This is a genomic window from Streptomyces sp. R-07, from assembly GCF_049913175.1.
Taxonomy (GTDB): Bacteria; Actinomycetota; Actinomycetes; order Streptomycetales; family Streptomycetaceae; genus Streptomyces.
Genome location: NZ_CP183978.1, coordinates 3,584,980 through 3,608,758, shown reverse-complemented (window position 1 = coordinate 3,608,758; position 23,779 = coordinate 3,584,980). Strand labels below are relative to the sequence as shown.

At 71.0% G+C, this 23,779-nt stretch carries 21 protein-coding genes and 2 pseudogenes; 17 read left to right on the top strand and 6 right to left on the bottom strand.

Features of this window, described 5'->3' with window-relative positions:
* Positions 1-227: 227 nt before the first annotated feature.
* From ACN9M0_RS16315 to ACN9M0_RS16295, 5 genes are all read right to left on the bottom strand, one after another.
* Complete coding sequence (locus ACN9M0_RS16315) at positions 228-1,013, bottom strand: hypothetical protein (RefSeq protein WP_426403809.1); 786 nt, start codon at positions 1,011-1,013, stop codon at positions 228-230.
* Positions 1,013-1,273 carry a hypothetical protein gene (locus ACN9M0_RS16310; protein ID WP_426403808.1) on the bottom strand — a complete coding sequence of 87 codons (261 nt, stop codon included), beginning with the start codon at positions 1,271-1,273 and terminating at the stop codon, positions 1,013-1,015. Before ACN9M0_RS16310 ends, ACN9M0_RS16315 begins: the two co-directional genes overlap by 1 nt.
* A 234-nt stretch (positions 1,274-1,507) precedes the next feature.
* Complete coding sequence (locus ACN9M0_RS16305) at positions 1,508-2,380, bottom strand: P22 phage major capsid protein family protein (protein ID WP_426403807.1); 873 nt, start codon at positions 2,378-2,380, stop codon at positions 1,508-1,510.
* A gap of 2 nt (positions 2,381-2,382) precedes the next feature.
* The gene (locus ACN9M0_RS16300; protein WP_216322993.1) at positions 2,383-2,616 is read right to left on the bottom strand and encodes a hypothetical protein; all 234 of its coding nucleotides are present in this window, start codon (positions 2,614-2,616) and stop codon (positions 2,383-2,385) included.
* A 570-nt stretch (positions 2,617-3,186) separates the two neighbouring features.
* Entirely contained in the window at positions 3,187-4,740 is a 1,554-nt protein-coding gene (locus tag ACN9M0_RS16295; RefSeq protein WP_426403806.1) for a recombinase family protein, read from the bottom strand.
* Between the two features lie 62 nt (positions 4,741-4,802).
* Here ACN9M0_RS16295 and ACN9M0_RS16290 point away from each other — a divergent pair.
* From ACN9M0_RS16290 to ACN9M0_RS16265, 6 genes and pseudogenes are all read left to right on the top strand, one after another.
* Positions 4,803-5,117 (top strand): annotated as a pseudogene (locus tag ACN9M0_RS16290) (ATPase, T2SS/T4P/T4SS family); the annotation flags it as partial.
* A complete protein-coding gene (locus ACN9M0_RS16285) occupies positions 5,114-5,989 on the top strand; it encodes a type II secretion system F family protein (RefSeq protein WP_426403805.1) in 876 nt (291 codons plus the stop codon). The pseudogene ACN9M0_RS16290 and the gene ACN9M0_RS16285, both read left to right, overlap by 4 nt.
* Complete coding sequence (locus tag ACN9M0_RS16280) at positions 5,986-6,777, top strand: type II secretion system F family protein (RefSeq protein ID WP_426403804.1); 792 nt, start codon at positions 5,986-5,988, stop codon at positions 6,775-6,777. Before ACN9M0_RS16285 ends, ACN9M0_RS16280 begins: the two co-directional genes overlap by 4 nt.
* Positions 6,778-6,969: 192 nt before the next feature.
* Complete coding sequence (locus tag ACN9M0_RS16275) at positions 6,970-7,176, top strand: DUF4244 domain-containing protein (RefSeq protein ID WP_366036984.1); 207 nt, start codon at positions 6,970-6,972, stop codon at positions 7,174-7,176.
* The gene (locus ACN9M0_RS16270) at positions 7,163-7,519 is read left to right on the top strand and encodes a TadE family type IV pilus minor pilin (protein ID WP_366036909.1); all 357 of its coding nucleotides are present in this window, start codon (positions 7,163-7,165) and stop codon (positions 7,517-7,519) included. The genes ACN9M0_RS16275 and ACN9M0_RS16270 overlap by 14 nt, the downstream gene beginning before the upstream one ends.
* Positions 7,516-7,836 (top strand): annotated as a pseudogene (locus tag ACN9M0_RS16265) (Rv3654c family TadE-like protein); the annotation flags it as partial. The gene ACN9M0_RS16270 and the pseudogene ACN9M0_RS16265, both read left to right, overlap by 4 nt.
* Before the next feature lie 40 nt (positions 7,837-7,876).
* Here the strand turns inward: ACN9M0_RS16265 and ACN9M0_RS16260 are convergent.
* Positions 7,877-10,588, bottom strand: coding sequence for a DEAD/DEAH box helicase (locus ACN9M0_RS16260; RefSeq protein WP_426403803.1), 2,712 nt, complete (start codon positions 10,586-10,588; stop codon positions 7,877-7,879).
* 80 nt (positions 10,589-10,668) lie between these two features.
* Between ACN9M0_RS16260 and ACN9M0_RS16255 the strand changes: the two genes are divergently transcribed.
* From ACN9M0_RS16255 to topA, 11 genes are all read left to right on the top strand, one after another.
* Positions 10,669-11,022 carry an STAS domain-containing protein gene (locus tag ACN9M0_RS16255; protein ID WP_015034520.1) on the top strand — a complete coding sequence of 118 codons (354 nt, stop codon included), beginning with the start codon at positions 10,669-10,671 and terminating at the stop codon, positions 11,020-11,022.
* 15 nt (positions 11,023-11,037) lie between these two features.
* Entirely contained in the window at positions 11,038-11,496 is a 459-nt protein-coding gene (locus ACN9M0_RS16250; protein WP_366036907.1) for an ATP-binding protein, read from the top strand.
* A 194-nt stretch (positions 11,497-11,690) separates the two neighbouring features.
* On the top strand, positions 11,691-14,009 hold the full coding sequence (locus tag ACN9M0_RS16245; RefSeq protein ID WP_399699372.1) for a sodium-translocating pyrophosphatase: 2,319 nt from the start codon (positions 11,691-11,693) through the stop codon (positions 14,007-14,009).
* A 161-nt stretch (positions 14,010-14,170) separates the two neighbouring features.
* The gene (locus ACN9M0_RS16240; RefSeq protein ID WP_426403802.1) at positions 14,171-14,869 is read left to right on the top strand and encodes a small secreted protein; all 699 of its coding nucleotides are present in this window, start codon (positions 14,171-14,173) and stop codon (positions 14,867-14,869) included.
* 118 nt (positions 14,870-14,987) lie between these two features.
* On the top strand, positions 14,988-16,541 hold the full coding sequence (locus tag ACN9M0_RS16235) for a DUF7059 domain-containing protein (protein ID WP_366036904.1): 1,554 nt from the start codon (positions 14,988-14,990) through the stop codon (positions 16,539-16,541).
* Positions 16,538-17,542, top strand: coding sequence for an ArsR/SmtB family transcription factor (locus ACN9M0_RS16230; RefSeq protein WP_366036903.1), 1,005 nt, complete (start codon positions 16,538-16,540; stop codon positions 17,540-17,542). Before ACN9M0_RS16235 ends, ACN9M0_RS16230 begins: the two co-directional genes overlap by 4 nt.
* A gap of 60 nt (positions 17,543-17,602) precedes the next feature.
* Complete coding sequence (locus ACN9M0_RS16225) at positions 17,603-18,613, top strand: ABC transporter ATP-binding protein (RefSeq protein WP_366036902.1); 1,011 nt, start codon at positions 17,603-17,605, stop codon at positions 18,611-18,613.
* The gene (locus ACN9M0_RS16220; RefSeq protein ID WP_366036901.1) at positions 18,610-19,383 is read left to right on the top strand and encodes an ABC transporter permease; all 774 of its coding nucleotides are present in this window, start codon (positions 18,610-18,612) and stop codon (positions 19,381-19,383) included. Before ACN9M0_RS16225 ends, ACN9M0_RS16220 begins: the two co-directional genes overlap by 4 nt.
* 14 nt (positions 19,384-19,397) lie before the next feature.
* Positions 19,398-20,216, top strand: a complete 819-nt coding sequence (locus tag ACN9M0_RS16215; RefSeq protein ID WP_366036900.1) for an ABC transporter permease — start codon at positions 19,398-19,400, stop codon at positions 20,214-20,216.
* Positions 20,217-20,457: 241 nt separating this feature from the next.
* Positions 20,458-20,655 carry a hypothetical protein gene (locus tag ACN9M0_RS16210; RefSeq protein ID WP_426403801.1) on the top strand — a complete coding sequence of 66 codons (198 nt, stop codon included), beginning with the start codon at positions 20,458-20,460 and terminating at the stop codon, positions 20,653-20,655.
* Between the two features lie 262 nt (positions 20,656-20,917).
* Entirely contained in the window at positions 20,918-23,755 is a 2,838-nt protein-coding gene (gene topA, locus ACN9M0_RS16205; protein ID WP_366036898.1) for a type I DNA topoisomerase, read from the top strand.
* The last annotated feature ends 24 nt before the right edge of the window (positions 23,756-23,779 follow it).

The following is a 23,779-nucleotide window of genomic DNA, read 5'->3' as shown; positions in this document are numbered from 1 at the left end:
ACTCGGCCCCGCAGCTTGTGCCAATTGGCCGGTAGCCGCTCGCGCCGATTACTTGATTCCCATGCCATTAGGGCGTTTCCTTGCGCTGCTTCCGATCCTGCTTCCATATCCGGTACTCATCCCAAGACATGGTCGTGACCATTCGGCACGCACCCGCACGCACCCCGTTGAACGGACACCGAGGGTTGAAATCCTCAACGCCGCAATATCGGCAAGACAGTTGTCGCTCACTGCCCATCACGCCGCGCCTTTCGCTCTGCATTGAACTCCCGCTGAAAATTCCTCACTTGGTCGGCCCCGCTGCCGTCCGTTGCATTCCAGCGAGCTAGGTACTCGTCCCGCTTTGCTGCGTCCTCGGCGGGGATCTCGATTCCCCGGAACAACGGGAGGGTCTGACAGTGGCAACCCGAGTGGAATTGATCCGGCTCCATGTAGTCGGAGTAAGCCGCCCCGCGACTGGCGATCATGGCGCAGAAACCGCACGGGTCGGCATCCGTCTTTCGATACCAACCGATCACCTCGGCGTCATTCTCTCGGGCCTCGGCCAGCGCGTCACGACCGCCCGATTCAGCGAGTCGGCCAGCGTCTAGAGCAAGGTTTCGCCCTGCGCTTTGCATCACGTCGTCAAGGGCCTTGATGAATTCCGGGTCATCCAACCGGCCCCGCTGGAGTTCCTTTCGGAGCGGCGCAGTGTGGACGTAATACGACGTCTTGGCCTTGCCAGACTCGGCGGCTAGGTCTCGGTTGTCCCATACAGATTCGGGGGCCGGTTTGCCGTTCGCTGCCTCTCGGGCCGCATTGTGATACTTCACGCCCTCGGCGTACGACCGGCTGCGGGACTGGCTCACTAGCGCTTGATATTCACGCACCACAGCGGATGAGCCCTCGGCCGCTCGCTGTGGAGACAGGCCACGCCACCAGGACATGACCCGCTCCACTAGCGATTCGGAGATATCAACCTGTGCCGAGTGATAATCCTGTGCAGCCGCGTTGAAATCGGACTGCCGATTCATTAGAACTCCCGCTGTGCGCGAAGAATCCGGCCGACAGCCCCGCCATCGCTGGAGTCGGTCGGATCAAGGCCACCGGTTCCGAACCCAGAGCGGCCTACAGCCGCGTACTTGGCGAGCGTCTTTGCCTCGGCCTCTAGTTCCTCGGCAGACTCGCCGCGCAGGAATCCCATTAGCTCATCCGGCAGCCCATGGCGACGGCCGACCCGTTCACGCTCTAGGGCAACCTCGGCAGCCTTTACGCGGGCCTCCGCGTCGTCCAATTGGGCATTGAGGTTCTGGCGTAGATCCTCGGACGTGCGTAGCGCCGTAGAGGCTTGCTGCAATTCGGCCTTTAGGTCATCCAGTGAGGGGCCTTCTGAAACCGTCTCTGCGCCATTCTGAGAGGTCCGGCCGGCTGGGGGGCCCAATTCCACCTCAGAAACTTCCCCAGGGCTTACAGCGGGCTCCTGTGGCGTCTCCGGCGCATTCTCTACCTCGGCCACAATCACCCCTCCTTACGTAGCCGGAACAAACTTGAGGCCGACCGCGCGCTTAGTGTCTAGGACGGTAGCGCCCACGAATGCCTCAACGACGCTCATTTCCGTTCGCGTCTCACCGTTGAAGGAAACGAACCAAGTCATTGCGTAACCCTGGTTATCCTCATCAGTGGCCGATGCGCCGGAAACCGACTCGGGCTTAGCCGGTGCCTTGATGGCAGCGGCGAATGCCTCACGAGTCATGGCGACAGCGCCGTCGGTGATGAATGGCGACATGTAGACGTCGAAGCCATGCAGGCGACCCACAATCGCGTCACGGAGAGCGGACGGCGAACCGGCAGACCCGACATTCGAAAGGTTCGGGTCCATTAGCAGTGTGCGCTTAACGTTCGGGCTCACCACCAGGACACGCGACTTAGCGCCGACCTTGCGGGTGTCGAGAATTTCGCCCGCCTCAGTAATGGCGTCACGAGGGTTGGCCGGATCGATTGTCAGCGTGGCACTGGCAATAACCGGCTGCATCACCGTGGCAATCTCCTCCTCGATCATCTCGGCCACACCGGCAACCTGCGGCATAAGGACCTGCGCGCTGAAGTTTTCGACATTCAGCGTCATGTCCTTAGCGGTCAGCTCCAGTGGCTGCATGGCGTGAGTGTTGAGCTTCACGGAAACAGTCTGCTCATTGAGTGGCGTACTGATAGCCGAGGTGGAGCCGGTGAACTTGGACGCCTGTAGTACACGTGGAATGCGAACACTTACCGTGTCGCCTCGCCCGCCGATGAAATCAGCCTCGGCGTCACGGAACACGAGACGACCTAGAACTAGCTCAGCCTTAAGTAGCGATGCGGCATTCTTGGCAACGACGTTGCTAACGGCAAAAATGTTGGCCATTGTTAGACCTCCTCGGAGTCGGCAGCCTGCGCCTTGCGGTAATCGGTCGCGATGTTGAGCACGGCGATTAGACCCGTTACCGATTCCTTTACCTCGTCGCCCGTCACGAGGTCATCGCAAAGCAGCTCCACGGCGAATAGCGCGTGCCAGTTGAGCGCCGTATATGGGTCGGCAATAGCGCCCGTGCGGTACTGGTGGAAAGCGTATTGGGCATCTGCCTGCAAGTCAGGGGACATGCGCGGCTCCAATCAAATAGGGATCGTTTTTAGGGCAGTGCAGGTAAGCGCGAAACCCTGGGACGCCAGGACAACGAATCACGCGGACGCGCCCCTACCTATAGAGAGGTGGTTGGTGAAGTACATACGCGGGCGGAACGGACATTGGCGGCACCACTGTTACCGTTTCGTTATATGCATAGGAAATGCCGCCTATTTCAGCGAGGCGGGATCGGCACGGCTTTGAGAATCGACACAGCGATAGACCCCCTCTGACCTGGGGTTATGTTGTGAGTGTTGATTCTCGGATGAAAGTTCAAGAGTCATAAGGGTTTCTATAGGGCTTGGTGAAACGCTCCTCGTAAACAGCACTCGACACACTCGCCCCCTGCCCGCTGTGTTACGGCGATTTCCACTCTGCTGGCATCAAAGGCTCTGTGTGCCTCTCTGGCGGCCCCGCACTGGCGTCCCGGTAGTTGGTCCCACCTTGGGCCCGCAAGACGCTCACGCGGCTATCTGTGGCTTCCCTGGGGGCAAAGCTAAGGGCCCCGCCCGGATCACTCCGAACGGGGCCCATATGCGCTGCTGTTTTTACGCTTCCGCCTCATCCATTGCTATGGCGATCAGTTCAGCGGTAGCCGGATCGGTTTCCCGGACCCACGCCGGTCCGTCGAAGCGCACGACTACCCGCGATGCGTCGAATCGCTTCGGCGCGCCGGGCGTGGCCGGTCGAATCTCGGCATGGGTTCCCATGTCCGCGAGCAGCGCCCGCCGCCCCTCGTCGTCGCGCCGTTCCCACTCAGCGGAGACCGGGCCCCCTGCGTCCACCCATCGCCCCTCGGCGTGGTCGGCTTCCTTACGCAACTCGATCTCGCGCTGTTCAAGTGAGGTGATCTGCTGAATCACGAGCTGACCCGCTCGGCCGCTCGGGTCCAACTGAGCAAGGCTTCCAGCCAAGCGGTCAATCTGCGTCCGAACCTCGGAGAGCTGGAGCACAGCGCTGCCGTCCGGTTCGGCCCAACGCTTGAGGTAAGAACCACCGAACACGGTCAGGTAGCGGCGAGTGACAAGCTCGTCCACGGCTGACGCGAGAACGACGTTCGGCCGGTGAATGCCTGCCTTGCCGACGCCCTTCGGACACACGTAGGTGCTGTAGTCCTTCCCGTTCACGGCACGGCGCTGCTTGTACATGGGTCCGCTGCACTCGGCACAGCGCGCGATGTGGAGGAGCAGCGCCTTGCCCCGGCTCGGTCGGTCAACGCCCCGACCCTTGGCCTTGCTGTCGAGCACCGCGCGGACGTTGGTCCACGTCTGTGCGTCGAGGATGGCGGGTCCGGCGGAGACGTGACGCCCTTCCGCGTCGAGTACGGCTTGGTGGGTCAGTGCTCCCCGCTTGCTCCCCGGCTTGGCCTGTACGAGCCACCCGCGAAGAGCGGGGGTGTAGAGCACATCCCGCAGCGTCGTCGTGTGCCACTTGGTTCCGCGTACCCTGCGACCGTCGCGCTGTCGGGCATGGTCTGCCGGGGAAGGGATGCCGCGCGCGGTGAGTTCCCGTGCAAGCCCCGCGACGGACGCGCCGTGATGAATGATCTTGTCGGCGCACTCGCGGATGATGGCGGCGGCCGTCTCGTCGATGGCCCAACGCTTGTTATTGACCGGGCCCGTGGACACGTAGCCGTACGGGGCGAGTCCTCCAAGGTGGTTGCCGCGCGAACGAAAGTGTTCCTTGGATGCCTGAATGCGGGCGGTGATCATGTCGCGCTCGTACTCAGCGAACGCGGCAAGCAGGTTGGCGAGGAACGATCCGTTCTCCGGAGACATCATCCCGTCTGCTGTGACGACCGTTGCCCTGGTTGACCCAGCGGCCTCCACCAGGCGTGAGAACTCGCGGACGCTGCGCGCGTACCGGTCGAGCTTTGCGGCGAGCACGTAGTCAGCGCGGGGGAGCCAGGTCAGCACCTCACGCATACCGGGTCGGTCTTCCAACTTGCTGGCACCACTGACGTTGGTGTCCGTGGCGACGTGGACCACCTTCCACCCGCGCTGTGCGGCGTACGCCTTGCAGATGGCGATGCGGTGGTCGGGTGCCTCCTCGGCAAAGAGGCGGGACAGGCGGTCGTAGATGACTACGGTCTTCTGGCTCATACGTACCTTCGAGGGCGCGCGTAAAGACCGGACCGTTGCGAAGCGCTTTGCACGGTTAGGCCGGGCACCCGGGCGGCTGCGGAACGGTCCACGCGAATACGGCGGCGGACGTTCCGGCGCGGCTCGAAGCCCTGGGGACGGCGGCCGGGCTCGACCGGGCGGCCCTGCACAGCCAGTTGGGCGCGGGCCTGTCCGTCGTGCTGCACGTCGTACGGGACCGGGACGGGCGGCGGCGGATCGCCGAGGCGCATGTCCTGGAGCGGGACAGGGACGGCCTGGTCCGCACGGTGCCGGCGCTGCGGTGGGGCGCGGCCGGGTTCGAGCGGGAGCGGGGCTGGGAGCGGCTGAGGTCGTTGATCGGAGGGGGAGCACGGTGACGGTGGAACTGGTGCCGGTGCGGGGCGCGGCACACGGGACGGCGGCACTCTGCGCGGTGCTCGCCCTGTGGTGGGCGGCCGAGCGGCGGCGCGGTGCGGGACGGGCGCGGGCGGTGCTCATCGGCGGAGTCCCGGTCGGGCGTGGCGGTGGGGAGTGGCCGGCGATGGCCGCGCGGTGGTGGGCCGTGCTGCGCGGGCGGCGCGCGTGGCTGTGCCTGCCTGTGGCGGGAGTCCTCGCTCTCCTCGGCGAGTCACCGCTGCCGCTGGTGGCGGGGGCGCTCGCGGTGCCCCTGGTGGGCCGGCGGCTGCGGACCGCGGAGCGGCGGAAGGAACGGGAGGCGCGGGCCGAGCGGGTGGTGGCCCTGTGCGGGGCGGTCGTCGGAGAGCTGAGGGCCGGATGGCAGCCCGCGCAGGCCCTGTCCTTCGCGGCCCGGGAGACGGGCGCGCTCGGCGCCGCGGAGGCGCCGGTCCTCGCGGCGGCCCGGTTCGGCGGGGACGTCCCGGAAGCGCTGCGGTGGGCGGCCCGGCAGGACGGCGCCGAAGGGCTGGCGGGCATGGCGGCCTGCTGGCAGGTGGCCGTCGACGGAGGCGCGGGCCTGGCCGCCGGGCTCGACCGGCTCGAGGCCGCCCTGCGGGACCACCGCGAGCAGCGCGACCGCCTGCGGGCCGAACTGGCCGGCGCCTGGGCCACGGTGACGGTCCTCGCGCTGCTCCCGGCCGCCGGACTCGCCCTCGGCGCGGCCCTGGGCGCCGACCCGCTGCGGGTGCTGCTGCACACACCGGCGGGCCTGGGCTGTCTCGCCGTGGGCGGGGCGTTGGAGGCGGCCGGACTGTGGTGGGCCGCCCGGATCGTACGAGGGGAGCGGGCGTGATCCAGGAACGGGTTCACCAGGTGCCGGACGGCGTTCGGACGGCGGGCCTCCTGCTTCTGGCTGCGGTCCTGTGCACGCAGAGCGTCATGGAGGTGCTGCGCGGGCTGCGGGCGCGCCGGACGCGGCGGCGGGCGGGCGTTCTCCTCGCGCGCCCGGAACGGCGACCCGCGAAGGCCCGCGTCGGGCCACCCTCGTGGGCGGGGCCCTGGCTGGTGCCCCTTGCGGCAGTCGGCATCGGCTGGGTTCTGTTCGGCGTGGTCGGCGGTCTGTGCGCCGGGGCCCTGGCGGCCGCCGGAGTGAGGCGGGCGGCCGCCAGGCGGGGCCCGTCGCCGGCGGCGGACGGTGAGGAGGCGGCGCGTCATCTTCCGCTCGCGGCCGACCTGTTGGCGGCGTGCGCCGCATCAGGTGCGGGGCCCGGTGAGGCGGCGGAGGCGGTGGGCCGGTCCCTGGGCGGTGCGCTCGGCGAGCGCCTGACGCGCACGGCGGCCGAGCTGCGGCTCGGCGGCGAACCGGCCGAGGTGTGGGGGAGGTTCGGCGCGATACCGGGCGCCGAAGGACTCGCCCGCTGCATGGAGCGGGCGGGTTCCTCGGGGGCGCCGGCGGCGGAAGCGGTCGCCCGGCACGCGGCCGCCCTGCGCGCCACCCGCGCCCGCGCGGCGGCGGCCGGGGCACGCCGGGCGCAGGTGCTGATCAGCGCGCCCGTGGGGCTCTGCTTCCTGCCCGCCTTCCTGGCGGTGGGAGTGGCTCCGGTGGTGATCGGCCTCGCGACGGGGCTGCTGGACGGATGACCCGGCGACATGACCCGACCGGTCCGATGGCGAGATGCGGCGCACGACACGCCGGGGACGAAACGACGAGACGCGCCGAGACACGACGAGACACGACGAGACACGACGAGGCGAGACGACATGGCACGGCACGACATGGCACGGCACGACGAGGCACAGCGGGACGAGGCAGGACGGGACGAGGAGGTCGGCATGGGGATCAAGGTGCGGCTGGGCGGTTGGTGGAAGGCGCGGCGGGCGGCAGCGCGCGGCGACGAGGGAATGACGACGTCCGAGTACGCGGTGGGGACGATCGCCGCGGCGGCGTTCGCCGCGGTGCTCTACAAGATCGTGACCAGTGGGGCGGTCTCGGGGGCGCTGGAGTCGGTGATCGGGAAGGCCCTCGATGCGCCGTTCTGACCGGGGTTTCGTGACCGTGGAGGCGGCGATGGTCCTGCCCGTCCTCGCGCTGTTCACGGTGACGCTGCTCTGGGCGCTGGCCGCGGCCGCCGCGCAGATCAGGTGCGTGGACGCGGCACGGGCGGGGGCGAGGGTGGCGGCCCGCTCGGAACCGGCGGCCTCCGCCGAGGCGGCAGCCCGGGCCGCCGCGCCGGAGGGGGCCCGGGTGTCGGTGGCGAGGGAGGGCGAGCTGTGGCGGGTGACCGTGGAGGCGGCGGCTCCGGGCCCCCGGGGCATGGGAGTGACCCTGAGAGCCGACGCGGCGGCTCTCGCGGAGGACTCGGTGGGCGGGGGAGCGCCATGACGGGCGGCGAGCACCGGACCACCCCCGGCCCGGCCAAACCGTCTGGGCGAGGTCGGCCCGGTTCGGATCGTGGGGCGGCGACCGTGTGGGCCGCGTTCGCGGCGTGTGCGTTGTGCGTGGTGTTCGGGGCGGTGCTGGCGCTCGGGCAGGCGGTGGCGGCCAGGCACCGGGCCGGCGGGGCCGCCGACCTGGCGGCCCTCGCCGCCGCCGACCGGGCCCTGTGGGGCGAGGCCGAGGCGTGTACGGCCGCCACGCGGGTGGCCGCCGCGCAGGGCGCCGAGCTGGCGCGGTGCGCGGTGCGGGACGGGATCGCGGAGGTGACCGCCCGGGTCGTCGGGGGGCCGTACCGGCCCGCGGTCAGGTCGCGGGCGGGCCCTCCGGGGCCTCCGGTCGCTCCAGGGCCTCCAGGTCCTCCCGGGCCTCCAGCTCCTCCCGGGCGTCCGGCCCCTCCCGTGACCGGTCCTCCCGGTCCACCCGGACCTCCGGGCCTTCCGGGCCCTCCCGTGACCGGTCCTCCCGGTCCACCCGGGCCTCCAGCTCCTCCCGTGCCTCCGGGCCTTCCAAGCTCTCCGGGCCTTCCAGGTCGTCCCGGGCCTCCGAGCCCTCTGGGGTTTCCGGGGTTTCCGGGGCTCCCCTCAGGAGTTCCGTGAGGAGGCGGACCGCGCCTCGTTTGTGGAGCGGATCGTTGCCGTTGCCGCACTTCGGGGACTGGATGCAGGACGGGCAGCCGGCCTCGCACTCGCAGGAGGCGATGGCCTCCCGGGTGGCCGTCAGCCAGGCGCGGGCGGTGTGGAAGGCGCGTTCGGCGAAGCCCGCACCGCCCGGGTGCCCGTCGTACACGAAGACGGTGGGCAGCAGGGTGTCGGGGTGGAGCGGTACGGACACGCCGCCGATGTCCCAGCGGTCGCAGGTGGCGAAGAGCGGCAGCATGCCGATGGAGGCGTGCTCGGCGGCGTGCAGGGCGCCGCCGAGGATCTCCGGGGTGATCCGGGCGGCGTCGAGCTGGTCCTCGGTGACCGTCCACCACACGGCCCGGGTGCGCAGGGTGCGGGGCGGCAGGTCGAGCTTGGTCTCGCCGAGCACCTCGCCGGTGATGAGGCGGCGGCGCAGGAAGGAGACGACCTGGTTGGTGACCTCGACGGAGCCGTAGCAGAGGCGGCCGGCTCCCCAGGGGATCTCGGTGTCGGTTTCGAGGACGGTGATGGAGGTGGTGTCGCGGGCGGTGGTGGAGTACGGGGGGACGGCCTCCTCGACGAGGGCCACGGAGTCCTTGAGGTCGAGCTCCCGCACCACATAGGTGCGGCCCTGGTGGAGGTGGACGGCGCCCTCGTGGACGGCGGTGTGGGAGGCGGCCTCGTCGACGGTGCCGAGGAGGCGGCCGGTGCCGGCCTCCACGATCCGGACGGGGCTGCCGCCGCCGCCCCGGATGTCGGTGAGGTCGGCGGCCCGCTCACGGCGGGTCCAGTACCAGCCGGTGGAGCGGCGGCGCAGCAGGCCGGCCCCTTCCAGCTGGGGCAGCAGGTCGGGGACGGCCGGGCCGAAGAGGGCCAGGTCCGGCTCCGTCAGGGGGAGCTCCGCGGCGGCGGCGCACAGATGGGGGGCGAGGACGTACGGGTTGTCGGGGTCCAGGACGGTCGTCTCGACCGGCTGCTCGAAGATCGCCTCCGGGTGGTGGACGAGGAAGGTGTCCAGCGGGTCGTCCCGGGCGACGAGGATCGCGAGGGCGCCCTCGCCCGAGCGGCCGGCGCGGCCCGCCTGCTGCCACAGGGAGGCCCGGGTGCCCGGGTAGCCGGCGATCAGGACGGCGTCCAGGCCGGAGACGTCCACGCCCAGCTCCAGGGCGGTCGTGGCGGCCAGGCCGAGGAGCTCGCCGGAATGCAGGGCCCGCTCCAGGGCGCGGCGCTCCTCGGGCAGGTAGCCGCCCCGGTAGGCGGCGACGCGGCGGGCGAGCGCGCGGTCGGTCTCGGCCAGCCGTTCCTGGGCGATCACCGCGATCAGCTCGGCGCCGCGCCGGGAGCGGACGAAGGCGACCGAGCGGACGCCCTGCCGGGTCAGGTCGGTCAGCAGGTCCGCGGTCTCCGCGATGGCGGTGCGGCGCACGGGCGCGCCGCGCTCGCCGTGCAGCTCGGTCAGCGGCGGCTCCCACAGGGCGAAGACCAGCTCGCCGCGCGGGGAGGCGTCGTCGGAGACCTCGGTGACCGGCAGGCCGGTGAGGCGGCCGGCGGCCCGGGCGGGTTCGGCGGAGGTGGCCGAGGCGAGGAGGAAGACGGGTTCGGAGCCGTACCGCGCGCAGATCCGGCGCAGACGGCGCAGTACCTGGGCGACGTGGGAGCCGAAGACGCCCCGGTAGGTGTGGCACTCGTCGATCACGACGTAGCGCAGGGAGCGCAGGAAGGAGGACCACCTGGGGTGGGAGGGGAGTATGCCCCGGTGCAGCATGTCGGGGTTGGTCAGCACGTAGTTCGCGTACTGGCGGACCCACTCGCGTTCTTCGACCGGCGTGTCGCCGTCGTAGACGGCGGGGCGGATCCGGGTGCCGAGCGGGGCGGCCAGTTCCCGCACGGCGCGCCGCTGGTCGGCGGCGAGGGCTTTGGTGGGTGCGAGGTACAGGGCGGTGCTGCCGCGGCCGTTCGCGGCCTCCGAGCCGTCCAGGAGGGTGCTGAGGACCGGCGCGAGGTAGGCGAGCGACTTGCCCGAGGCGGTGCCTGTGGCGATCACCACGGACTCGCCGTCCAGGGCGTGCTCGGCGGCCTGCGCCTGGTGTGCCCAGGGGTGCTCGATCCCGGCCGCCTGGATCGCCGCGATCACCTCCGGACGGATGCGGTGCGGCCAGACGGCATGGCGGCCCTCTCGGGCGGGCATGTGCTCCGTATGAGTGATGCGCGCGGCCCGGCTCTCGCCCGAGGAGAGCCGGTCGAGGACCATGCCGGGAGAGGGGCGGTTGCCCGTTTCCCCGGCGGGACGACGGGGGCGGTGATTCTTGGCCATCGGCACCGAGTGTGTCACTGCCATGACGGACAATGCTTCCAAGGCGTCGTGCATGGCTGCAGGTAAGTGATTGAATGCCATCGCGGCTGGCGTTTCGTTTCTCGGCTCCGCCCCGGAGACCCGAGGGAACGATCGCCCGATAGCAAGGTGCTGGAGGATCCGTGGACCTGTCCCTGTCGACTCGCAATGTGTCCGGCGCTGGTGGTGACCGTACGGTCGTCGAGGTCGGTGGCGAGATTGATGTGTATACCGCGCCCAAGCTGCGCGAGCAGTTGGTCGAGTTGGTGAACGACGGCAGCTACCACCTGGTCGTCGACATGGAGGGCGTGGACTTCCTCGACTCCACCGGCCTCGGTGTGCTCGTCGGCGGCCTGAAGCGCGTTCGCGCGCACGAGGGCTCGCTGCGTCTGGTCTGCAACCAGGAGCGCATTCTCAAGATTTTCCGGATCACGGGTCTCACCAAGGTGTTCCCGATCCACACCTCGGTCGACGAGGCCGTCAACGCCGTCGACTGAGCCCAGGGGGTTCGCATGGCCACCGTTGAACTCCGCTTCAGTGCTCAGCCAGAGCACGTCCGCACGGCCCGTCTGGTGGCGGCCGCGGTCGCGCGCCGGGCGGGTGTGGACGAGGCGGTCCTCGACGAGGTGCGTCTCGCTGTGGGTGAGGCCTGTTCCCGTGCGGTCGGGCTGCACCGCAGCAACGACGTCGTGACCCCCATCCGGGTCGTCCTGACCGAGGAGGAGAAGACGTTCTCCATCGAGGTCGGCGACGAGGTGCCGGGTGCGGGGGTGGCGGCGGCCGATGCCGCCGGTGTCCCCGGTGCGCGGGCCTCGGCCCCGGCCGAGGACTTCGACGACGCCGACGGCGAGGACGAGATGGGCCTCGCGGTGATCCGCGGGCTCGTCGACGACGTCGAGGTGAGCGCGGGCGAGGACGGCGGCACCATCCGCATGACCTGGCCGGTGAGCTCGGCGGACGTCCTGTCCTGACCCGTACACGTAGTGAGAGAAGAGGCCCTGCGGCGCAGGGCCTCTTCTTCTTTTGCCGGCGCCTGGGGGCCGGCGTCCTCTCTTTTGGCGGCTCCTGGGGGCCCGTCTTTTGGCGGCTCCCGGGTGCCCGCGTCCTCGCCCACTAATCGGCGCATCCCCGTATGTACCGGTTCGTCTCCCTATGATCCGTCTCCATGTACCCCACAACTCTCGCCGCGGCGGTGCTCACGAGCGGGAACCGGACGATCGTGGTCGTCGTCGCGGCCGTCGCCCTCGCCGCGCTGGTCGTCGCGCGGCTGCTCGTCCGCCAGGTGCTCGCGGCCGGTGAGGGCACCGAGAGGATGAAGGAGATCGCCGCCGCCGTGCAGGAGGGGGCCAACGCCTACCTCGCGCGGCAGCTGCGGACCGTCGCCGTCTTCGCGGCCGCCGTGTTCTTCCTGCTGATGCTGCTGCCCGCCGACGACTGGTCGCAGCGCGCCGGACGGTCCCTGTTCTTCCTGGTCGGAGCGCTCTTCTCGGCGGTCACCGGCTATATCGGCATGCGCCTCGCCGTCCGGGCCAACGTGCGGGTCGCTGCCGCGGCCCGGGAGGCCACCCCGGCGCCGGGCGAACCCGAGAAGGACCTGAACGAGGTCGCGCACCGGGCCATGCGGATCGCGTTCCGTACGGGCGGGGTCGTCGGCATGTGCACGGTCGGCCTCGGACTGCTCGGGGCCTCCTGCGTCGTCCTCGTCTACGCCGCCGACGCGCCCAAGGTCCTGGAGGGATTCGGACTCGGCGCCGCGCTCATCGCCATGTTCATGAGGGTGGGCGGCGGCATCTTCACCAAGGCCGCCGACGTCGGCGCCGACCTCGTCGGCAAGGTCGAGCAGGGCATCCCCGAGGACGACCCGCGCAACGCCGCCACCATCGCCGACAACGTGGGCGACAACGTCGGCGACTGCGCCGGCATGGCGGCCGACCTCTTCGAGTCGTACGCCGTCACCCTGGTCGCCGCGCTCATCCTCGGCATGGCGGCCTTCGGCGACCACGGACTCGCGTTCCCCCTGATGGTGCCGGCGATCGGCGTGGTCACCGCGGTCATCGGCATCCTCACGGTCGCCCCGCGGCGCGCCGACCGCGGCGGGATGAGCGCGATCAACCGCGGCTTCCTGGTCTCGGCGGTGATCTCGCTGGCGCTCGTCGCCATCGCCTCCTTCGTGTACCTGCCGTCCTCGTACGCCGAGCTCGAAGGCGTCACCGAGCCGGGCATCCACGGCCATGGCGGCGATCCGCGGGTCCTCGCCCTGGTCTCGGTCGCCCTCGGCGTCGTCCTCGCCGCGCTGATCCAGCAGCTCACCGGCTACTTCACCGAGACGAGCCGGCGGCCGGTCAGGGACATCGGCAAGTCCTCGCTCACCGGCCCGGCGACCGTCGTCCTCGCGGGCGTGGCGCTCGGCATGGAGTCCGCCGTCTACACGGCCCTGCTGATCGGGCTCACCGTCTACGGGGCGTTCCTGCTCGGCGGCGCCTCGATCATGCTGGCGCTGTTCGCGGTGGCCCTCGCCGGGACGGGGCTGCTCACCACCGTCGGCGTGATCGTCGCCATGGACACCTTCGGACCGGTCGCCGACAACGCCCAGGGCATCGCGGAGATGTCGGGGGACGTCACGGGGGCGGGCGCGCAGGTCCTCACCGACCTCGACGCCGTCGGCAACACCACGAAGGCCATCACCAAGGGCATCGCCATCGCCACCGCCGTCCTGGCGGCCTCGGCGCTCTTCGGGTCGTACCGGGACGCCATCGCGACCTCGGTCGCCGACGTCGGCACGTTCGGTGTGAAGGCGGGCGAGCTGACACTCTCGATGGACATCTCGCAGCCCAACAACCTCTTCGGGCTGATCCTCGGCGCGGCGGTCGTCTTCCTCTTCTCGGGGCTCGCGATCAACGCGGTGTCCCGTTCGGCCGGATCGGTCGTCTACGAGGTGCGGCGGCAGTTCCGCGAACACCCGGGGATCATGGGCTTCACGGAGAAGCCGGAGTACGGGCGGGTCGTCGACATCTGCACCAAGGACGCGCTGCGCGAACTCGCCACGCCCGGGCTGCTCGCCGTGATGGCCCCGATCGCGGTCGGCTTCGCGCTCGGTGTCGGCCCGCTCGGCGCGTACCTCGCCGGGGCCATCGGTACGGGCGCGCTGATGGCGGTCTTCCTCGCCAACTCCGGTGGCGCCTGGGACAACGCGAAGAAGCTGGTCGAGGACGGGAACCACGGAGGGAAGGGCAGCGAGGCGCACGAGGCGACCGTCATCGGGGACACGGTCGGCGACCCGTTCAAGGACACGGCGGGCCCGGCCATCAACCCGCTTCTGAAGGTGATGAACCTGGTCGCGCTGCTGATCGCCCCGGCGGTCGTGCGGTTCAGCTACGGCGGTGACGCGAGCGCCGGGCTGCGGACGGCGGTCGCGGCGGTCACGCTGCTCGTCGTGGTCGGCGCGGTCCTGGCATCCAAGAGGCGCACGGTGGCGGTGTCCTGACGTGGCGTCCGTCTCATTCCCTGGTGTTTCCGAGGTGATCAGGAGCTCCATCCCTTGGGTCAAAAGGCTGCAATGTGGGAGGAATCCGTCGCACGAAAGGTGGAAGTAGCCCGTTCGGCGTGTATGTTCCGGGGCCGAGAGCCTTGGAAGGGACCGATCCGTTGAACAAGAAGCTTGCGGCCGCACTGTCCGGCGGCGCGGTACTGGTGCTCGCGCTGTCGGGTTGCAGCGACGACGAGGGCGACAAGGTGGGTGCCTGGGCGAAGACGTTCTGCGACCAGGCGAAGCCTCAGATCCAGAAGCGGGCCGACGCCCACCAGATCATCATCTCGACGGCTGCCGACAGCAAGCCGGCCGAGATCCAGGCCGCCGACTCGAAGGCGTTCCAGGACATCGCGAACGCCGACCGCGCCCTCGCCAAGGCCGTCGAGGCCGCCGGGGCCCCGCCCGTCGAGAACGGCGCGAAGGTCCAGCAGGACGCGATCAAGGAGCTCAACGCCACCGCGGTGGCCTACGAGGGGCTCAAGAAGCAGGTCGACGCGCTGGACCCGACGAACCAGCAGAAGTTCGCGGACGGCCTCCAGGGCGTCGCCGACGGCCTGACCAAGATCGAGAAGATGGACCAGAACGCCCTGTCCAAGCTGGAGGACGGCGAGCTGGGCCAGGCGATGGCGAAGCAGCCCGGCTGCCAGAAGCCCACGGCCTCGGTCCCGCCGAAGACCTCCGCCTCCCCGAACGCCGGCTCCGACTCCGGCGCCACCTCCGACTCCGACGCGGACTCCGATTCCTCGAAGCCGACCAAGAAGGCGTCCGCCACGCCGAGCAAGAAGGCTTCCGCCGCGCCGAGCAAGAAGTCCTAGGCGGTCAAGAGCGGGGAGTGGGACGTCCCAGGGCCGATCGGCCCGGTGGCAGCGGCGATCGGCCGCCCGCCGCCGGGTCGGCGACCCGGATGTCGGTGGCGGCCGTCACAATGGAGCGGTGAGTACGACCAGCCTGCCTCCCCGCCTCCCGGTGCCCGCGCACGCCGCCCGTCTGCGCGAGGCGCTGCTCGCCGCCGGCTTCACCGCCGACGGACTGCTCGACCTGCTCGGCGCGCCCGCCTACTCGGCACTCGCCCGCAGCGAGACCGTGCCCGCCCTGCGTGCCACCCGCGGCGACTCGCCGCTGGAGACCCTCGTCCGGCTCTTCCTGCTCCAGGAGCCCGTCGCGGCCGGCCGGGCCGCCGCCGCGCTCCCGCTGGACGAGGCGCTCGCCGACGGCTGGGTGGTCCGCGAGGGCGACACCGTGCTCGCCACGGTGGACGTCCGGCCGTACGGCGGACCGGACGGCGAGGACTGGTTCATCGTCTCCGACCTGGGCTGCGCCGTCGGCGGGGCCGGCGGTATCGGCAAGAAGGAGGAGGGGGTCGTCCTCGGCGTCGGCGGCGCCTCCACCACCCTCGCCGGCATCACGGTCCGTACGCCGGTCTCCTCGGCGCTCGACCTCGGCACCGGCTCCGGCATCCAGGCGCTGCACGCCGCCCAGCACGCCACCCTGGTCACCGCCACCGACCTCAACCCCCGCGCCCTGGACTTCACCCGGCTCACCCTCGCCCTCTCCGGCGCCCGCGAGGCCGAGCTGCTGACCGGCTCGCTGTTCGAGCCCGTCGACGGCGACACGTACGACCTGATCGTCTCCAACCCGCCGTTCGTGATCTCCCCCGGCGCCGGGCTCACCTACCGGGACGGCGGGATGAGCGGCGACGACCTGTGCCGCACGCTCGTGCAGCAGGCCGGAGAGCGGCTCAACGACGGCGGGTACGCCCAGTTCCTCGCCAACTGGCAGCACGTCGAGGGCGAGGAGTGGCAGGAGCGGCTGCGGTCCTGGGTGCCGCGCGGCTGCGACGCCTGGATCGTGCAGCGCGAGGTCCAGGACATCACCCAGTACACGGAGCTGTGGCTGCGGGACAGCGGCGACCACCGCGGCGACCCGGACGCGTACCGGGCGGCGTACGGGCGCTGGCTCGACGAGTTCGAGGCGAGCAAGACCCGCGCGGTGGGCTTCGGCTGGATCACGATCCGGCGGAACGACGCCGTGGCCTCCGGCGCGGTCGAGCCCTCGATCGTCGTCGAGGAGTGGCCGCACCCCGTCGAGCAGCCCCTCGGCCCCACCGTCCGCGCCCACTTCGAGCGCCAGGACTACCTGCGCGGCCACGACGACGCCGCGCTCCTCGCCGACCGGTTCACGCTCGCGCCCGAGGTGGTGCAGGAGCAGGTCGGGCTGCCGGGCGCCGAGGACCCCGAGCACGTGGTGCTCCGGCAGAACCGGGGCATGCGCCGCGCCACCAAGGTCGACCACGTCGGCGCCGGGTTCGCCGGCGTGTGCGACGGCACGCTCAGCGCGGGCCGCATCCTCGACGCGATCGGGCAGCTGATGGGCGAGGACCCGGTCATGCTGCGGGACCGCACCCCGCAGGCCATCCGGCTGCTCGTCGAGGAGGGCTTCCTGCTGCCCGACTCCCTGGTGCCGGTGCCCGAAGGGAGCGGCGCTTGATACGGATCGAGCTGGACGAGGCCTCGCTCGGGGCGACCCGGATCGCGATCAGCCCGCTGCGTGACGCGTTCTGTTCGATGCACCTCGCGCAGCCCCACCGGCACCCCTCCTGGCCGTACCAGGAGTGGGTCGGGCGGGCGCGCGAGGTGTGGCGCGAGGACGACCGGCTCCGCCCGCTGTGGGACCTGTTCGTCCAGGAACGGCACGAGGTCTCCGACTTCCTGCTGCCCCGGCCGTTCGGCACGGTCCACGTCCACGAGGAGCTCGCCGCGCTCCGGGCCACCGACCCGGAGTTCGTCCGCGCCCAGGCCGCCGTCTGCTACCCGGGCATGGCCGACGCGCCCTTCCTCCAGCCGTACCTGAAGGACCCGGAGGCGGCCTGCGCGGCGCTCGCCGACGCGTACGCGGCCTACTGGGAGGGAGCGATCGAGCCCTACTGGCCGACGATGCGCCGGCTCGTCGAGGACGAAGTGCTCGTCCGGGCCAGGACGTTCGCGACCGAGGGCGTCGACGCGCTGTTCGCGGGCCTGGAGACGCGGGCGCGGTGGCAGCCGCCCGTACTCGAACTGACCAAGCACATCGACGCCGAGTACGCGCCCGGAGAGCGGCGCCTCGTCCTCGTGCCGCTGGTCTTCGCGGAGGGCTGCCGGCTCTACTCCACGGACGACCCCGAGGTCTTCGCGGTCAGCTTCCAGGCCCGGGGCGCCGGAGCGCTGCGCGAACCCGCCGAGCCCGCCGCCGAGGACCGGCTCGGGCTGATGCTCGGCCGGGGCCGGGCGGCCGTCCTGCGCGAACTGGGCGGGCCCCTGACCACGGCCGGACTCGCCGACCGGCTCGGCCTCGCGCCCAGTACGGTCTCCGAGCACCTGTCGGTGCTCGCCGAAGCCGGTGTCGTGACCCGCCACCGCGTCGGGCGTTCGGTGTACTACCAGCTGACGGACACGGGCCGTTCGCTGCTCGCCCTGCTCTCCGGGGAGGACGTCCTCAGGGCCGTGGCGTGACGATTCGGGGCCTCCCGAATCGATGGCCCGGCCCTCCCGCCGGCTCCTACCGTCCGGCGCATGCTCGCAATCGAGGCGGACGCGCTGCGCCGCACCTACACCAGCAGGACCGGGTGGCCGAGGTCCCGGCGGACCGAGACCGAGGCCGTGCGCGGCGTCACCTTCGAGGTGGCGCCCGGGGAACTGTTCGGCCTGCTCGGGCCCAACGGCGCCGGCAAGACCACCACCATCAAGATGCTCAACACCCTGCTCCTGCCGACCTCCGGCACGGCACGGGTGTTCGGCCACGACGTGGCCCGCGACCCCGTCGCCGTACGCCGCAGGATCGGGTACGTCTTCGGCGGCGACCGGGGCCTGTACGACCGGCTCTCCGCCCTCGACAACCTCCGCTACTTCGCCGAGCTGTACGGCCTCCCCGCCCGCGACCAGAAGCGGCGCATCGCCGAACTCCTCGACCTGGTCGGCCTGGTGGGCCGGGAGAAGGAACGCGTCGAGGGGTACTCGCGCGGCATGCGGCAGCGCCTCCACATCGCCCGCGGGCTGCTCCACCGCCCCGACGTCCTCTTCCTCGACGAGCCGTCCATCGGCGTCGACCCGGTCGCCGCCCGCGACCTGCGCCGCACGGTCGCCGACCTGGCCGCCGCCGGCACCACGGTCCTCCTCACCACCCACTACATGGCCGAGGCCGACGAGCTCTGCGACCGGATCGCCGTCATCGCGGGCGGCCGGATCCGCGCCCTCGGCACCCCCGGCAGCCTCAAGTCCCTCGTACGGGAACGGGACGTGCTGGAGATCGAGGCGTACGGCGTCGACGAGGAACGGCTCGACCGGGTACGGCGCGTGCCCGGGGTCCGGGGCGTGTCGGCCGAGGACCGGGGCGCCCTGCAGACCGTCACCGTGCAGACCGGACGTGGCGCCTCCGACCTGCACGGACCCGTCCTCGCCGCGCTCGACGGCGTACGGATCGGCCGGGTCACGAGCCGCGAACCGTCCCTGGAGGACGCCTACATCGCGATCGTGGAGGAGACCGCGGGGAAGTCCGGGGACGTGACCGAGGAGGTGCCCGCGTGACGCGGCTCCCGCGGCTGATCCTCGTCGGGATGCGCACCCACATCTCGTACATGTCGCGCTCCCCGATCGAGATCACCTTCGCCGTCCTCGTCCCGCTCGTCTACGCGACCCTCGCCGTCTACCTGTTCCGCGCCGCCGGCGACCCGGACCGGCTGCTCACCGCCTCCGTCGGGGCCGGACTCATGGGCATCTGGGGCTCGGTGCTCTTCGGCTCGGGCGGCGCCGTGCAGAACCAGCGCTGGCTCGGCACCCTGGAGACCCTCGTCGTCGCGCCGACACCGCTCGCGCTCGTGCTCCTCCCCATCACCCTCGCGACCGCCGTCATCGGCACGTACGCGATGGGCGCGACCGTCCTGTGGGGCGTGCTGCTCTTCGACGTGCCGCTCGACTTCGCGCACCCGCTGCTCTTCCTCGTCGCCGTCCCGGTGTGCGTCCTCGCCCTCGGCATGACGGGGCTGCTGCTCGCCGCGACCTTCGTCCTGCTCCGCAACGCCAACGCCCTCGCCAACCCGCTCGACACGCCCGTCTGGCTGCTGTCCGGGCTGCTCGTGCCCATCACCGTGCTGCCCGCCTGGACCCGCCCGATCTCCTGGGCGCTGCCCACGACCTGGGGCGCACGGGCCGTGCACGCGGCGACCTCCGGCGGGGACGTCATCACGCCGATGCTCACCGCCGTCGCGCTCGGCGCGGGATACGCCCTCGCCGCCGTCCTCGTCCTCGGGCGGGTGGAACGCCGGGCCCGCGCCGCCGCCACCCTCGCCCTCACCTGAAAGGCCACCGTCGGATGTTCCGCTTCCGGTGCCGAGCCCTCGGCTTCCGCTTCCACGCCTCCTCACGGCTGCTGGTGGTCGGCGGGGCGATCTCGTACCGCGCCCTGTTCAACTGGACGACCCCGCCGATGTTCATCGGAACGCTGCTGGTCGGACCGCTTCTCCAGGTTTTCTTCTTCGTCTTCCTGGGGAGGGAACTGGGTGTCGCCGACGATCGTTTCCACCTTGTCGGCAACGCCGTTCTCGCAGCTTCCGCCTCCTGCGTGTACGGCGGCACGATGGCCGTCGCCAACGAGCGCCGCTACGGCACCCTCGGGGCCGTCCTGCTCTCCCCCCGCCACCGCGTCCCCCTGTGGCTCGGGCGAGCCCTCCCGTACGTCCTCAACGGGCTGTTCGTCAGCGCCTTCGTGCTCACCGCCGCCGCACTCGTCCTCGGGCTGCCCGTGCCCGCCGGAGCGCTGCCGGGGCTCGCGATGGTGCTGCTCGTCGCGGCGGGCGCCTGCTCGGCCTTCGGGCTCGCACTCGGGGCGCTCGGGCTGCGCTTCCGTGACGTGTTCCTCGTGTCGAACGTGGCCAGTTCCGGGCTGCTGCTCCTGACCGGCGCCGCCGTGCCCCGGGAGACGCTGCCGGAGTGGATGCGGACGGCCGGTGAGCTGCTGCCGCTCACGCACGCGGCGGACGCGGCGCGCGCGCTGACCGCGGGCCGCGGCCTGGACGGGCACCTGCTCGGGGCCGAGCTCGCGGTCGGCGCCGGGTGGGGGCTGCTCGCCGTCGTCCTCCTCGCCGTCTTCGAGCGGGGAAGCCGGCGCCGGGCCACGCTCGACGTGATGTGACCTGGCCCGCACCGGTGTGACCGGGCCCGCACCGACCGGCCCGCACCGGCGTGACGGGTTCGCACTGATGTGACGGAGGAGGGAGGCGAGAGATGAGGAGTGGGTCACTACCGGCCATCTTCGTGAAACCGCACGGGGACGGCCCGCTCCGTTCACCCGGAGTTCGCACCCCCGATGCCCGGGGGTGTCAGCCTCGGCCGCGGGCGGCGAACACCGCACGGGGACGGAACGGGGTACGGGCATGGAGAGCGGGCCGGCGATCTTCGCGGGGACGGCGTTCACGCTGTTCGGAGGCGCGCTGCTGCTGTGGACCACCGTGCGGGCCCTGCACGGTGGGCCCGTCGCGTACGGGGTCGCTCCGCGCACCGCGGTCGCCCTGACCGGCCTCGCCGGCGCCGCCTTCCTCCTCCTCGGCGTCTGGTGCTTCGGCCGCCTCTGATCCCCTCCGCCGGCCCCGCTCGTGCTCCCTCCGGTGAGGGCACCCGCCGGGACGTCCGCCCCGCCCGTCCGGGAGTCCGGGCGGCAGGAATGCCAGGACTCGGGTTACCGTTCGAGTGGCCGTTGCGGGCTTTCGCCGTTTGACACGGGGGCGGGTTGTACCGTCACACTCCGCAGCGACGGGAGCGTCACCGTCCGTGCCGCTGCCGTGCGTGCCAGTGCCGTACGTGCCAGAGAGTGTCGATCCGGAGAGAAGAGCGAAGTTGTCCCCGACCAGCGAAGCCGCACACGGCGGCCGCCGACTCGTCATCGTCGAGTCGCCTGCCAAGGCGAAGACGATCAAGGGCTACCTCGGCCCCGGCTACGTCGTCGAGGCGAGCGTCGGGCACATCCGCGACCTCCCCTCCGGCGCCGCCGAGGTGCCCGAGAAGTACACCGGTGAGGTGCGCCGCCTCGGCGTCGACGTCGAGCATGACTTCCAGCCCATCTATGTCGTCAACGCCGACAAGAAGGCGCAGGTCAGGAAGCTCAAGGAGCTGCTCGCCGAGTCCGACGAGCTCTTCCTCGCCACCGATGAGGACCGCGAGGGCGAGGCCATCGCGTGGCACCTCCAGGAAGTCCTGAAGCCCAAGGTCCCGGTCCACCGGATGGTCTTCCACGAGATCACCAAGGACGCGATCCGCGAGGCCGTCGCCAACCCGCGCGAGCTGAACCAGCGCATGGTCGACGCCCAGGAGACCCGCCGCATCCTCGACCGCCTGTACGGCTACGAGGTCTCGCCGGTCCTGTGGAAGAAGGTCATGCCGAAGCTGTCGGCGGGCCGCGTCCAGTCGGTGGCCACCCGCCTCGTCGTCGAGCGGGAGCGCGAGCGCATCGCCTTCCGTTCCGCCGAGTACTGGGACCTCACCGGCACCTTCGGCACCGGCCGCTCCGGTGACGCCTCCGACCCGTCCTCGCTGGTCGCGCGCCTCGCCTCGGTCGACGGCAAGCGCGTCGCGCAGGGCCGTGACTTCGGCGCCGACGGCCGGCTGAAGAGCGAGAGCGTCCTCCACCTGGACGAGACGAACGCCCGCGCCCTGGCCGCCGCGCTCGCCGACACGGCGTTCTCGGTGCGCTCGGTCGAGTCGAAGCCGTACCGCCGCTCCCCGTACGCCCCCTTCCGGACCACCACCCTCCAGCAGGAGGCGAGCCGCAAGCTGGGCTTCGGTGCGAAGGCGACCATGCAGGTGGCGCAGAAGCTGTACGAGAACGGCTTCATCACCTACATGCGTACGGACTCCACGATCCTCTCCGACACCGCCGTGTCGGCGGCGCGGGCGCAGGTCACGCAGCTGTACGGCGCCGACTACCTGCCGGAGAAGCCGCGCGTCTACGCGGGCAAGGTCAAGAACGCGCAGGAGGCGCACGAGGCGATCCGGCCTTCGGGTGATCGTTTCCGCACCCCGGCGGAGACCGGCCTCACCGGCGACCAGTTCAAGCTGTACGAGCTGATCTGGAAGCGGACCGTCGCCTCCCAGATGAAGGACGCGACCGGCAATTCCGTCACCGTGAAGATCGGCGGCACCGCCGCCGACGGCCGCGACGCCGAGTTCAGCGCCTCCGGCAAGACGATCACCTTCCACGGCTTCATGAAGGCGTACGTGGAGGGGGCCGACGACCCGAACGCGGAGCTCGACGACCGCGAGAAGCGGCTGCCGCAGGTCGCGGAGGGCGACGCGCTCGCCGCGACGGAGATCACGGCGGACGGCCACTCCACCAAGCCGCCGGCCCGCTACACCGAGGCCTCGCTGGTCAAGGAGCTGGAAGAGCGCGAGATCGGCCGCCCGTCGACGTACGCCTCGATCATCGGCACCATCCTCGACCGCGGCTACGTCTTCAAGAAGGGCACGGCGCTCGTCCCGTCCTTCCTGAGCTTCGCCGTCGTCAACCTCCTGGAGACGCACTTCGGGCGGCTCGTCGACTACGACTTCACCGCCCGCATGGAGGACGACCTCGACCGCATCGCACGCGGCGAGGCCAAGTCCGTGCCGTGGCTGAAGCGCTTCTACTTCGGTGAGGGCGAGGCCGGCACCGGTGCCTCGGGCGGCGCGGCGGACGCCGGGAACGGCGACGGCGACCACCTCGGCGGCCTCAAGGAGCTCGTCACCGACCTCGGCGCGATCGACGCGCGTGAGATCTCCTCCTTCCCCGTCGGCAACGACATCGTGCTCCGCGTCGGCCGCTACGGCCCGTACGTCGAGCGCGGCGAGAAGGAGCAGGAAGGCCACCAGCGGGCCGACGTGCCCGACGACCTCGCACCCGACGAGCTGACCGTCGAGCTCGCCGAGGAGCTGCTCGCCAAGCCGAGCGGCGACTTCGAGCTGGGCACCGACCCGGTCAGCGGCCACCAGATCGTCGCCAAGGACGGCCGCTACGGCCCGTACGTGACGGAGATCCTGCCCGAGGGCACCCCGAAGACCGGCAAGAACGCGGTGAAGCCGCGCACGGCCTCCCTCTTCAAGTCGATGGCCCTCGACACCGTGACCCTGGAGGACGCGCTCCGGCTGATGTCCCTGCCGCGGGTCGTCGGCGCGGACGCCGAGGGCGTCGAGATCACCGCGCAGAACGGCCGCTACGGCCCGTACCTGAAGAAGGGCACGGACTCGCGGTCGCTCACCGAGGAGGAGCAGCTCTTCACGATCACCCTCGAAGAGGCGCTCGCGATCTACGCCCAGCCGAAGCAGCGGGGCCGGGCCGCGGCCAAGCCGCCGCTGAAGGAGCTGGGCACCGACCCGGTCAGCGAGAAGCCCGTGGTCGTCAAGGACGGGCGCTTCGGCCCGTACGTGACGGACGGCGAGACCAACGCCACCCTGCGCACCGACGACAGCGTGGAGACGATCACGCCCGAGCGCGGCTACGAGCTGCTCGCCGAGAAGCGCGCCAAGGGACCGGCGAAGAAGACCGCCAAGAAGGCCCCGGCGAAGAAGACCGCGGCGAAGAAGACGGCCACGAAGGCGGCGGCCAAGAAGACGACCACCGCCAAGAAGACCGCGGCGAAGAAGACCACGACGGCGAAGAAGACGACCACAGCCAAGAAGACGGCGGCGGCCAAGCCGGAGTAGGAGCGCCCGAAGGGCCGGAGCGGT

Bases quoted from the DNA above. Each gene is read 5' to 3' on its own strand.
- ACN9M0_RS16315 (WP_426403809.1), bottom strand. From the start codon at position 1,013: ATGAATCGGCAGTCCGATTTCAACGCGGCTGCACAGGATTATCACTCG.
- ACN9M0_RS16305 (WP_426403807.1), bottom strand. From the start codon at position 2,380: ATGGCCAACATTTTTGCCGTTAGCAACGTCGTTGCCAAGAATGCCGCA.
- ACN9M0_RS16300 (WP_216322993.1), bottom strand. From the start codon at position 2,616: ATGTCCCCTGACTTGCAGGCAGATGCCCAATACGCTTTCCACCAGTAC.
- ACN9M0_RS16295 (WP_426403806.1), bottom strand. From the start codon at position 4,740: ATGAGCCAGAAGACCGTAGTCATCTACGACCGCCTGTCCCGCCTCTTT.
- ACN9M0_RS16275 (WP_366036984.1), top strand. From the start codon at position 6,970: ATGGGGATCAAGGTGCGGCTGGGCGGTTGGTGGAAGGCGCGGCGGGCG.
- ACN9M0_RS16270 (WP_366036909.1), top strand. From the start codon at position 7,163: ATGCGCCGTTCTGACCGGGGTTTCGTGACCGTGGAGGCGGCGATGGTC.
- ACN9M0_RS16260 (WP_426403803.1), bottom strand. From the start codon at position 10,588: ATGGCATTCAATCACTTACCTGCAGCCATGCACGACGCCTTGGAAGCA.
- ACN9M0_RS16250 (WP_366036907.1), top strand. From the start codon at position 11,038: ATGGCCACCGTTGAACTCCGCTTCAGTGCTCAGCCAGAGCACGTCCGC.
- ACN9M0_RS16245 (WP_399699372.1), top strand. From the start codon at position 11,691: ATGTACCCCACAACTCTCGCCGCGGCGGTGCTCACGAGCGGGAACCGG.
- ACN9M0_RS16225 (WP_366036902.1), top strand. From the start codon at position 17,603: ATGCTCGCAATCGAGGCGGACGCGCTGCGCCGCACCTACACCAGCAGG.
- ACN9M0_RS16215 (WP_366036900.1), top strand. From the start codon at position 19,398: ATGTTCCGCTTCCGGTGCCGAGCCCTCGGCTTCCGCTTCCACGCCTCC.
- ACN9M0_RS16210 (WP_426403801.1), top strand. From the start codon at position 20,458: ATGGAGAGCGGGCCGGCGATCTTCGCGGGGACGGCGTTCACGCTGTTC.